General features: G+C 41.0%; 10 protein-coding genes. 3 read left to right on the forward strand and 7 right to left on the reverse strand.

Annotated elements, in window-relative coordinates:
• Positions 1–66: 66 nt before the first annotated feature.
• Genes ABKW31_RS11250 through nudF form a run of 4 tightly spaced genes read right to left on the reverse strand, consistent with a single transcriptional unit; the run spans position 67 to position 2,503 of the window.
• Complete coding sequence (locus tag ABKW31_RS11250) at positions 67–645, reverse strand: YqiA/YcfP family alpha/beta fold hydrolase (RefSeq protein WP_348616454.1); 579 nt, start codon at positions 643–645, stop codon at positions 67–69.
• A 3-nt stretch (positions 646–648) separates the two neighbouring features.
• The gene (locus tag ABKW31_RS11255) at positions 649–1,407 is read right to left on the reverse strand and encodes a metallophosphoesterase (RefSeq protein WP_348616455.1); all 759 of its coding nucleotides are present in this window, start codon (positions 1,405–1,407) and stop codon (positions 649–651) included.
• Between the two features lie 28 nt (positions 1,408–1,435).
• Positions 1,436–1,879, reverse strand: coding sequence for a DUF1249 domain-containing protein (locus tag ABKW31_RS11260; protein WP_348616456.1), 444 nt, complete (start codon positions 1,877–1,879; stop codon positions 1,436–1,438).
• Positions 1,880–2,503 carry an ADP-ribose diphosphatase gene (gene nudF, locus ABKW31_RS11265; RefSeq protein ID WP_348616458.1) on the reverse strand — a complete coding sequence of 208 codons (624 nt, stop codon included), beginning with the start codon at positions 2,501–2,503 and terminating at the stop codon, positions 1,880–1,882.
• A gap of 241 nt (positions 2,504–2,744) precedes the next feature.
• On the opposite strand from nudF, the gene tolC reads away from it, so the two are divergent.
• On the forward strand, positions 2,745–4,061 hold the full coding sequence (tolC, locus tag ABKW31_RS11270) for an outer membrane channel protein TolC (RefSeq protein ID WP_348616459.1): 1,317 nt from the start codon (positions 2,745–2,747) through the stop codon (positions 4,059–4,061).
• Between the two features lie 103 nt (positions 4,062–4,164).
• Here tolC and ABKW31_RS11275 read toward each other — a convergent pair whose 3' ends face one another.
• Positions 4,165–4,596, reverse strand: a complete 432-nt coding sequence (locus ABKW31_RS11275; protein ID WP_348616460.1) for a thioesterase family protein — start codon at positions 4,594–4,596, stop codon at positions 4,165–4,167.
• 47 nt (positions 4,597–4,643) lie between these two features.
• Positions 4,644–5,795, reverse strand: coding sequence for an iron-containing alcohol dehydrogenase (locus ABKW31_RS11280; protein WP_348616461.1), 1,152 nt, complete (start codon positions 5,793–5,795; stop codon positions 4,644–4,646).
• Between the two features lie 186 nt (positions 5,796–5,981).
• On the opposite strand from ABKW31_RS11280, the gene ABKW31_RS11285 reads away from it, so the two are divergent.
• Positions 5,982–6,800: an ion transporter gene (locus ABKW31_RS11285; RefSeq protein ID WP_348616462.1), complete on the forward strand. Its 819-nt coding sequence runs from the start codon at positions 5,982–5,984 to the stop codon at positions 6,798–6,800.
• A 386-nt stretch (positions 6,801–7,186) separates the two neighbouring features.
• Positions 7,187–8,665, forward strand: a complete 1,479-nt coding sequence (locus ABKW31_RS11290) for a M4 family metallopeptidase (RefSeq protein ID WP_348616463.1) — start codon at positions 7,187–7,189, stop codon at positions 8,663–8,665.
• 112 nt (positions 8,666–8,777) lie between these two features.
• On the opposite strand, the gene prsT is transcribed toward ABKW31_RS11290, so the two are convergent.
• Entirely contained in the window at positions 8,778–11,549 is a 2,772-nt protein-coding gene (gene prsT, locus ABKW31_RS11295; protein WP_348616464.1) for an XrtA/PEP-CTERM system TPR-repeat protein PrsT, read from the reverse strand.
• Positions 11,550–11,840 lie beyond the last annotated feature (291 nt).

Raw genomic sequence — 11,840 nt, forward strand, 5'->3', positions numbered from 1 at the left:
ATTTTTCAGTTAAGTAATTTCAACGTTGGCTATAGAGCTACGATGTGATGTTATACCAAGCTTCATTTAGTCTTGCAGTAGAAACCTAAAAATATCTGGTAAGAATCGTTCAAAATCTTGAAAACTATGGTCACCGCCCTCTTCAACCGTTAACTTAGCGCCCTGATATTTTTCTAAGGCTTGACGATAATCCAAGGTTTCATCTCCGGTTTGCAACAACACCCAAAAGTTTTCTACTTGTTCAATTGTTTTTACATCCAGATTGATGAGCTGCTCAATATGGCTTGCATCTAGAGTGAATTCCTCATGTGTATAAGGATTAACATGGGCGCCCATATAATCTGCTAATAATTCATAGGGCTTGACGGCTGGGTTGATAACAACAGCCTTACCTCCGAATTTTTGCACCATATAAGTAGATAAAAAACCGCCCAAAGAACTGCCGATAAAGTGGCATTTTTTCCCAGCGTGGCGCTTTACCAATTGCTCGATCAAATCGACTGCAGCTTGTGGATAATGGGCTAGTTTAGGTATTTCTATCAATATATCAGGGTAATGCGTCGTTACATAGGCAAGAGTTTGCTGGGCTTTTTGCGATTGCGGTGAGCTTAAAAAACCGTGCAAATAAATAATTACTTTTTCCATAATCTAAGGGTATTCCACTCTAAAAACTTCAGTATTGAACTGACCTGAATCGGCCAAATTAAGGATACGATAACCTGGGCCTTGTTCACTTAAACCAAACTCAGGCTGCAGTGCCCACTGCCAACAGGTACTAGGACAAGCAAGGTAACGACAATGATCAACGGTAACTTCAGTGGCGGCATGAATATGACCGTAAACCATGGCTTTAACAGAATCAAAACCTTGTAAAATTCTTACCAATTCAGCGCCATTTTGCCATCCATGGGCATCCATCCATGATTCACAGGGTATGGGGTGATGGTGGGCCGCAACCAGTTTATAGTAATTGCTTTGCTGACTCAGAACCTCAGATAAACCTGCTAATTCGTCAGTGGGCAACTCGCCGCCAGTACCCTGCGTTTTGGTATTGAGCAAATATATTTGCCAATTCGCCAAAGTTAGAGGGGCATGCAAAGGATAGTGTAGCCATAAGTTTGAGGACGCAAATTGCTGCTGTAATATGACTAAACTGTCATGATTGCCTGGCAAAATAACATAATGACTGCTTATACCGTACTTAATCACTAAGTCTTTGAAGTGCTGATAACTCGCGGCGCTACCGTCCGCACTTAAATCACCGGTAATTAATAATAAATCAATATTTTGCGGGGCGATATCCTGCAATACCTTAGCTAGGCTTTCATAAGGCGCGATATGTCCATAGCTTGATTTACTTGCCTCGGCAAATAAATGACAGTCCGAAATCTGCGCTATGCGGATCACGATTTTTCTCTCAGGAAATCCTGCATCTTTACACGCTTGTAGACTGCAATAAATCACTGTGTTTTAAACAAAACACTAACCACTCGCCTAGAAATAAATTAACCATCTCTTTTTCATTACGTTGGTACATTTTATTGTTGGGGTATTCATAACTGGGTTTAAGTGCGCCAATATGTTGTGACGTCAATACTTCAGCCATTTGTGCATCATGATAGAGCCTGACTACCACTACTGGTTTTAAAAAATCAGGGCCGTCGATACAACGTTGCGACATTTCGATGGTACTGGTGTAACGACTGCTATCGATAATTTTCATTTGATAACTCAAAGAACCATTCACTTTAAAATGATATTCCAGTGACTCTGTGTCGCAATCAGGTAGTAAAGACAACAAACGCGCATAGTTATGCTCACACACCTTGTGCATGTTAGCTAACTTGGGAACATAGCGCGTTTTATTCGGAAGATTCATTTAGCCCTCTTTCCACTCGGTTAAAATTTTGTGTTTATTCAAACAAAACCACTGCAGTGCAATCAAAGTGGCGGCATTTTCCACCACACCTTGCTCAATCCAATCCATCGCTTGTTGTTCAGCAACTCGGTGCACCAGAATATCTTCACTTTCATACTCTAAACCATGTACACCATGTGCCTTACTGGCATCGACTTTGGCAATATACACATCTAAGCGCTCAGTTGTGCCACCAGGACTGGCCAAATAGCTTACGGCTTTGCGCAATTGTTTTATTTCAAGTCCCGCCTCTTCTAAGGCCTCTCTTTTACAAACATTTTCAGGCGTTTCACCTTCATCAATAATGCCGGCGACAATCTCGATTAACCAAGGCGTTTTTGAGGTTGCTAAGGCACCAATACGGATTTGTTCTATCATAACGAACTCTGCCAGCTCAGGATCATATAGTAAGACGGCAACTGCATGACCACGCTCAAATATTTCACGCTCGACAACCTCACTCCAACCACCGTCATAAAGCCGGTGTTTAAAAGCATATTTGATCATCTTGAAAAAACCATCGTATAGAGTCTGAGTTTTTACAATCTTTACGTCTTTTGCTGAAAATTGTTGTATTTCTGGCAAAACAAATTTCCTGTGAGGGGCAGAGAGACACATGTGAGTATGCTATCACAAATTAGTGTTTATGCATTTGGTCAGCTACTGGTCTTCGAGTAAAATATTCTGTTACACTTGAGGGCTAAGTGTTACCACTAAGCGTTTTGGGTTATCGCTTGATTTGCATAGACTTTAGACAAACTAAAATACACACAGCTAAGTCATCTGTTCGGATACCATCGGATCAGGAACTATCAAAGGAAAACTAATGAAGAAAACACTTTTGGCGCTACTGATTGGTATAGGCATGACATCGTCTGTTTATGCTGACTCATTAATGGAAGTCTATCAGCAAGCGCTACAAAATGATCCCGCGACTTTACAAACTAAAGCACAGAAAGATGCGGCCTTTATCGATATTGATAAAAGTCGCTCAGGTCTCTTACCACAGGTTTCACTTTCGCTGTCAGCCAACGAGACTTTCGGTGATTTTGAGCGCTCGACCAACTCAGCTTCAGTAAACCTGAGCCAAAGTATATATGATCGCTCCGTGTGGGTTGCTTTAGATCGGGCAGAGCTTGTTGCTAGCCGTGCCGACACCACTTACGCTAATGCGATGCAAAACCTAATTGTCAGAACGGTAACAAGTTACTTCAATACTTTGCAAGCCCAGGATGATTTAGAATTTGCTCGCGCAGAGAAAAGGGCCATCGAACGCCAGTTAGAACAAACCAAGCAACGTTTTGAAGTCGGTTTAACTGCTATCACTGATGTTCACGAAGCGCAGGCCCAATATGATACATCGGTAGCGGCAGAAATTAGTGCACAGAACAATGTGGAAACTAACCTTGAAGCCTTAAGAGAAATCACTGGTGCTTATTACGAATCGTTGAATGTATTAAACACAGGTAGCTTTTCTGCCAGCATGCCAAACCCCAATGATATTAACAATTGGTTGAAATTGGCAGAAGAACGTAATTTACAATTAATGGTTGCAAATACCAGTGTCGACATTGCCAAATATGATATTAAGAGTGCCAGAGCAGGTCATTATCCTTCGGTCAGTTTAAGTGCTAATGCATCAACTTCTGACAACGGTAGTTTCATTATATCAACTGACGGCGTTGCAACACCCGCGGGACGGGCAAACACTTACGGCATCGGCTTAAATGTATCTGTGCCACTTTACACGGGCGGCCGAGTTACTGCTAACGTCGACTCAGCTAAATATAGCTTTATTGCCAATAGTGAAGAACGCGAGCGTATCCATCGTTCAGTTATCCGCAGTGTTCGTTCAAATTACAATGATGTTAAGGCTGCAATCTCGCGAATTAAGGCCTTTGAACAGGCTGTTATTTCTGCTGAAAGTGCTTTAAAAGCTACAGAAGCTGGTTTTGATGTTGGTACACGTACTATCGTTGATGTACTTAATAGTACGCGTAACCTGTTTGACGCTCGTCGTAACTTATCTCGTGTCAGATACGGTTATGTCACCAGCATGATGAGCTTAAAACTAGCCGCAGGTACTCTTAGCGAAAAAGATGTCAGTGATATTGATCAGGGATTGATGGCCAAACAAAAATAATTTGTGTTGGTTTCAAAAAAGGCAGCGTAAGCTGCCTTTTTACTATCTGCTATTTACTACAAAGCTAACTGGTGGTTGAGATAGTGGTCATACTTAATAAGGGCTAACTATGATAAACAAGGAGCCCCTCTCGTACTTTGGCCGGAATCGGCACCGGCAAACGCGTTTGGCTATCAACATAGACATGTACAAATTCACCCAAAGCCGCGACGTTATCTGCCCCCTGAACAAATACACCTAATTGGTAGGTTACTGAACTATTTCCGAGACGCTTAACTGACAAACCAATCTCCAATATCTGTGGAAAGGCGATCGAGCTTAAAAAGCGGCACTGCGTTTGAGCAACCAGTGCAATGACCTTATCTTGCAAAGGATTTAACCAAGCTTGTTCAATCAGTAGACGATTAACCACGGTATCAAAATAGGCATAATACACCACATTATTGACGTGCCCGTACATGTCATTATCTCCCCAGCGAGTGGATAATGTTTCAAAATGACGAAAATCACCTCTCGTTTTAACAGCATCACTCATGTTAATCATCCGTCCTAAAAATCAAGTTAATTGGGTAAAATTTCGTTCTACCAAGCGTCTTGATAAAGTTGTAGAGCATCTTCAAACAAAATGGGCCTAGGATTATTTTGCAATAAACGGCTTTGTAACATGGCCTCTTTGGCCAATCTTTCAAGATCCGTTTGTTTAACCCCATAGTCGCGTAAACGTCTATCCAGTCCCACGCTTTTACTTATTTTTTGCATACAATCTAAAAATGCTTGCGCTTGTTGATCCACATTTTTGGGTAAGTCATTCAATAATAATCCCGCAAGTTGTGCATATTCAGCCTCAGCTGCAGGTAAGTTAAATTTAAGCACATGAGGCAGCATTAAGGCGTTACTTAAACCATGGGCGAGATGAAAAATGCCGCCTAAAGGGTAAGCTAGTGCATGTACACCGGCAACGGGGGCGTTAGCAAATGCCTGACCGGCTAACATCGCGCCTAACATGGTGTCTTGGCGATATTCAAGATTATTGATGTTTGCATAAGCCAATGGCAGTGAATGGCTTAGCAATTTGAGCGCTTGTTGGGCCAAATTATCCGACAATGGATTTTTTTTCAGTTTACTAGTAAATGCCTCAATGGCATGCACCATTGCATCCACGCCAGTTTCTGCGGTTATGTGGGCTGGCATGCCGAGTAATAAAGTCGCATCTAACAAAACTAAATCTGCATATAAGACCGGTGACACCACCCCTGATTTAGTTGTTTCTCCGGTAGTTACTACAGAAATAGGCGTCACTTCTGAGCCGGTGCCTGCTGTGGTAGGTATTTGCACTAAGGGTTTGCGCGATGACCTAACGTTGTTGACGCCATACATCTCGGCCAAGGGCTGTTCAAGACGCGCCAAAACCGCCGCTAACTTTGCCGTATCCATCGAACTACCACCACCAAAACCAATAATGACATCGACGTCTTGAGCTTGCTCAGCTGCCTGTAAAATTAATGAATCTGAGGGGTCAGGTAAGACTTGGTCAAATACTTTTACCTTAATAGAGCTTGTCTCTAATGATGTTAGCAATGCTTGCAGTTTCCCCAATTTCACCAAACCTTGGTCGGTGATAATCAGAGCGCTGCGTGCAGCAAACTTTTCTTGTAGAATTACACCTATTTGCTCAGTGCAATGTGCACCAAAACGAATATCATTCACAGTTTGAAAGACAAAGGAAGTTGACATAGTTTCACCTAAAACAGAATACAAACGCTGTAAACCACTATAACGCAGCGATTTACATTACCAAATATCAAAGACATCATAATTATTGATGTATACCCATATACAATGATTGACAGGCTTTGTTAAATCACTACCCTATCGTCGAATTTCTCTAACAACCTTCAATATTCCGAGCTTAAGTTAACTATGAAAGCCAGCAAGCTAAAAGACCAATTTATCGCCATTCGCAGCAATAAGCTGTTTGAAATATTTGTCGTGTCTGTGATTATATTTTCTGCCCTGTTGGTTGGCGCTAAAACCTATGAAATGTCGTCAACCATGCTACAAGTGACCCATTTTTTAGATTGGTTTATCAGTGGTTTTTTTCTCACCGAAATAACTATTCGCTTTTTGGCTGAAAAACGTAAACGCGATTTCTTTAAAAGTTTTTGGAATATTTTTGATACCTTAATTGTATTGATAAGCATGATCCCCGTGAATGATACCGACCTTGCTTTAGTGGCCAGACTAGTTCGAGTCTTCAGGGTGCTGCGCATGATATCGATTATTCCAGAACTTCGTATTTTATTAGTTTCATTGATAAAAGCGATGCCGCAACTCGGCTACGTCATGCTGTTAATGTTTATTATCTTTTATATCTATGCCGCAGTGGGTAGCACTTTATTTGAAAGTATCAATCCTACATTATGGGGCGATATCACTATTTCCTTATTGACCCTGTTCCGTGTGATGACCTTTGAAGACTGGACCGACGTCATGTACGAAACAATGGAGGTCTATCCGCTAAGCTGGATATTTTATTTAACCTTTATCTTTTTTACTGCCTTTGCTTTTTTAAATATGGTCATCGGTATTGTAGTTAATGTCATGGAGCAAGAAAATGCCAAAGCCCGAGCCGAAGCAAGCGAAGAAGAAGGTGAACCGAGTTTAAAACAGATATCTCAACAGATTGCTGAGTTACAAAAACAACTAATACTGGCAAATCAATCAAAGACAAAATCTTAAAAAAGTAATTGATTTCGGCCTCATGTCAACTCAACCATGTTGAAAAATTTGCAACCGACAATACTAGGCTCTATATCAGTAAGCCTGGTATTGACTAACAGCATATTTGCCTAGTCAGGTCCTTTCCCATTCAAAATTTGGTTTTAGAGTCATATGTATAAAGTGACTAACTAACTAGACTCCCTCTTAACATAATAAGATTTTTGATAGCTTGAAAATGTAACATAAATGTTACATACGCTAATGCTACACCAATTTTAATAAGTAGCGATTTGTAAGAATTTATTACATAGTAAAAGCGCTTACACTTGGTTTTCTCCTGAGATAAAGCACGTTATGTAAAAACTATAATAAAATCAAACACTACAATAAGAGAAGTCCATAACATGATAATAAAGACACTCGTTAAAACAACTCTCGCCCTCAGCATCATGACAGCATTGCCTGCTTTAGCCAGCAAAGTAAACGTGAGCTCTGGTGAAGCTTTAAATAAAGCACTTGGTTTAAGTCAGGCCAATAGTTTCCAAGCAACTAAACAGTTTAAAACCAGCCAAGGCAGCCTGAAAACCAAACAACAACAAGTATTTAAAGGCATTAAAGTATACGGTCACCATCTTGTTGTAGACAAACAGGGTACGCAGAACAAGATAAAAGGGTTAATTGCCGATCTTAGCGATGACTTCTCGGTAGTTCCTAACATTACTCAAGGACAAGCCATTGCTGCACTCAACCGTATATATCAAGGAGCCTCAGCAGGGCACAAAGATGTGGAGTTGGTAATCTTGTCAGAAAATGGCGCTAATCGCTTAGCCTATCGTGTTTCCTATTTGAGCGAAAAAAACAGTATCTTGGAAAGACCTGCAGGTCTAGTTGACGCCAATAGTGGGGAAGTTATTCGCCATTGGAACGAGCTGATGACAAAAGGTAAGCCATCTGGCGGTGGCGGCTCTGATCCAGGGGTTTCGTTTGCGGCTACCGGTCCCGGTGGAAACAGCAAAACCGGTCAATATTACTATGGTGCTGACTTTAGTACCTTAGACGTCACGGCAAGTTCAGGTACGTGTACCATGCTCAATACCAACGTAAAAACGGTTGATATGAACAACAGCACACGCCGTGGCTCTACTTTTACGTTTACCTGCCCAGAAAACACCTACAAACCGGTTAATGGCGCGTATTCACCACTTAACGACGCACATTATTTTGGCAATGTAATTTTCAACATGTACCAAGATTGGTACAACACTGCACCACTGAGCTTTCAGTTAGAAATGCGCGTACATTATGGCCGTAACTATGAAAATGCCTTTTGGGATGGCCGTGCGATGTCATTTGGTGATGGGGGAAGTACTTTCCATCCATTAGTAAGTTTAGACGTATCTGCTCACGAAGTAAGTCATGGTTTTACTGAACAAAATTCAAGCTTAGAATACTCTGCTCAATCTGGTGGAATGAACGAAGCGTTTTCTGATATGGCTGGTGAAGCCGCTGAATTCTTTATGCGCGGTAGCAATGACTGGAAAGTCGGAAGTGACATAATTAAAGGTAGTGGCTCATTGCGTTACATGGATGACCCAAGCCGTGATGGGCGCTCAATAGGACATGCTTCTGATTATACTGCTGGCATGGACGTGCACTATTCTTCTGGTGTGTATAACAAAGCGTTTTATTTATTAGCCAATAAATCTGGTTGGGATACACATAAGGCATTCGACGTTTTTGTGTTGGCTAACCAAATGTACTGGTCACCTTCATCAAATTATAATGATGGAGCGTGTGGCGTAATAAACGCTGCAGGTGACTACGGCTATTCAGTCTCTGACATTACTGATGCATTTGCTTCTGTAGGCGTAAGCTGCCAATAAAAGCACACTAAGACCAAAACACAAAGGGCCAGAGCAAATCAATTACTCTGGCCCAAATAGTGTCAAGAGTTGTCGACACTCAATCCCATCAGGATAAGTGCCCCCCTAATATCTACAAATTATATTTGGCTTTAAATTCCGCAACTCGCTTGATTGAAGCATCTTCCTGATACTCTTTTTGTAATAATTTACGCTTGGCTAAAAAGTCTTGTTTAGCAAGAAAAAGGGCCTCTACATAATTTAAATAGATTTCCTCAGTGACATTTTTGTCTGTTACCGCACGTTCGTAATACTCTAAGGCATCATCATAACTTTTTTCTGCAACATAGACCTGTGCCAAGGTATCCAGTGTAGCTGGATTAGTTGGCATGATTTCTACTGCTTTTTGCGCGTACTCCTTAGCCTTTTGTAATTGTCCTTGTTGTAAATTAAGGTAGGCCAAATTATTCAAAGCGACATAGTTTTTCGCATTTGCTTCAATCGCCAACTCATAAGAACGCATCGCATTAGCAGTGTCGCCACCTATTTGTCGTTCAGCCAGCAACATTCTTGATGGCATATCACTAGCATGGTTAGCCGTGTGTGCATTCAAAAATGTTAAGCTATTTTCAGTTTGCTTTAGTTGATCGTAAATAATCGTCACTAATATGACATTGCGATAACTTGGATTAGCTCTATAGGCTAATAGTGCATTGGGTAGTGCCTCTGTGGGATTCTTATCTGCCAGCAGGAAGCGTGCTAAGAAGCCTTTAGCGATAGGCATATCAAGTACGCCTGAGGGCAATTTTTCATAGGCAGTTTTGGCTTTAACAATGTCTTGGTTCATCAGCAAAAAATGTGTGAGCAAAAGCTGCATTTGCACATCATCGCGCTTGTCTAAAAAGCTCTCGGTCATTTTAATGCCATCAGCAAATTTATTTTCACTGTCTAGCAACAATAAACGTCCAATAGTGGCTTCTTTATCATTGGGAAAAGCTTGCAACCAAGCATCATAGTGTTTTTCTGCATTACTGCGCTGATTGCTAGCAATTAGACTTTGCCCTTTTATTTTCCAATAGGTCTTCGGCAAATCACTAGTATCAGTAAAGGTATTGAGAACTTTTAAACTTTCGTCAAACTGTTGTTCTGCGAGGTAAATTCTGGCCAATAATAGTCGAGCATCCACATCTTGTGGTTTTTTACTGACTAGTTGCTTAATTTTGTCTATGCCCTTAGATGCTTCGCCATTTTGTTTTAATAACAAATAATTAGCTGCTAAGGCAGGCAAATAAGACGGTTCTTGTTTTAATAATACCGCTAACCTTTCTTTGGCTTGCTCTATATTATTTTGAATCATGGCTAAATTCACCAAGGCCATTTGTGGCTCAAGTGATTTACTGTCTAACGTTAAGGCACTTTCATACTCTTTTTGCGCCAGCTCAAACTCTTGGCGTTTAATGTGTATCTGGCCTTTTATCATATAAGGCTTAATGTCCTTAGGCACGCTAGCCTTCCATCGAGTGGCCAATTCCAAGGCTTTATCATATTGCCCTGTGGCAACATAAGCGGTGGCCAAGGTTGTTTGCGCACTTGCTAACTCTGGTGATTTCTCTACTGCCTCTTCAAGATTCACAATACCGTCAAGATTATTAAGTGATAATTGCAAAAGTCCCAGCCGAGTTAAATCTTCTGCGGTTTCACTTAACTCAGTCGATTTTTCAACCAATTGACGTGCGTCTTTTTCATAACCTTCTTTCATCAATTGATAGCTAGCCTTGGACAGTAATGGCGCATCTGCTCCACTCAGGTCATCTATTCTTTCTAGAACATCACCAGCTTCACTGGTTAAGCCAATTTGTAATTGACTGGCCGCGAGCATTCTTAATGCAGGGTGATTATCAGGTAGTTGACTAACGATAAAAGACAAATGCCGATTGGTACTGGTGTAATCGCCAATCTTAAACGCTGCATATCCTGCAACTAGGCGCAAAGAGGGGTCTGTTGCACCGTTTAAAATGGCAACTTCAGCAAATTTCAAAGCATTTGCATAATCTTGTTGAGACGCTCTCACCGCCGCTTTAAGCTGATTTAACAGGGGGTTCTGTTGATTTATTTTCAGTAAGCTATCGATGTTAGGTTCTGCTTCGTCCATACGGCCTAAATCAACTAGCAACTTGGCCAGTACAAATTTAATCTGCACGTCTTCAGGATAAAACTGCACATACTCATTAAATGTATCAGCCGCATCTTGTGGTTTACCCAGAGCCAACTGCAATTGCGCTAACAATTTCAACACTTCTGCATCTTGAGGCGTTTGCTGTTTAAGTAAAATCAAGTCTGCTAAGGCTTCATCATAATTTTTATCAAGCACCTTTACATAAGCAGCCGTTAAACCTTTATAAACAGAATTAGTTTCGATGCTGGCCAGCTCTTCAATTAAAGCGCGCGCCTCATCCTCTTTGGCCAATCGGACTAACGATAATACTTTGAAGTAACCAATTTCAGCACGTTCAACAGAGGTAAGACCCGCTTGCTGGTGCTCTATCTTACTTAGCGCAGAATAGGCACCGGTCTTTTGATAGGCTTTGGTCAGTAGTGGCAAAACTTTAGCTGGGTCGTAGCCAAACTCAAAGGCTCGATTTAGCTCTTTTTCAGCATTCTCAAATTCCTTGGCCTCTAAATAAACTTTACCTAATACAAAACGCGCCTCGCCCGACTTAGGGTCAGTTTGCACCGCATTTTTCAATGCTACGATGGCTGCAGTATTATTTTTTTCGCTAATGTATTGTTGAGCTTCAGCAATATGCTCCTCGGCGGTTTTTGGACCGCAACTAAGCAGTAGAGAAACGCTTAATCCAACAAAGCTTAGTTTCAGAATTTTAGGGAGTGATAGTTTGGTATTCATATTCTCTGTCTATAAGCATCAAATGTTGCACATAAAGATACTAGAGTTAGGATGCAATTAAAGACTTTTATTGTAAAAAAGTAAAAATTTTGAACCCTTAGCCACTCAAAATTAAACAAGCAAGCACTAGTTGTTTATTTTTCGCTCAAGCCAGACAAAAGCGCTGCATGTTAATTAAGCACTCACCATAGATCACAAATATGCAACATTATTGACATAAAAATGTAATTTGGACTTAACTTAGCTGACTATTTGAAAAAAAACAGCAATTAAACAACGCATTACGTGGAG

It is taken from the genome of Paraglaciecola sp. 25GB23A, assembly GCF_040012495.1.
GTDB lineage: Bacteria > Pseudomonadota > Gammaproteobacteria > Enterobacterales > Alteromonadaceae > Paraglaciecola.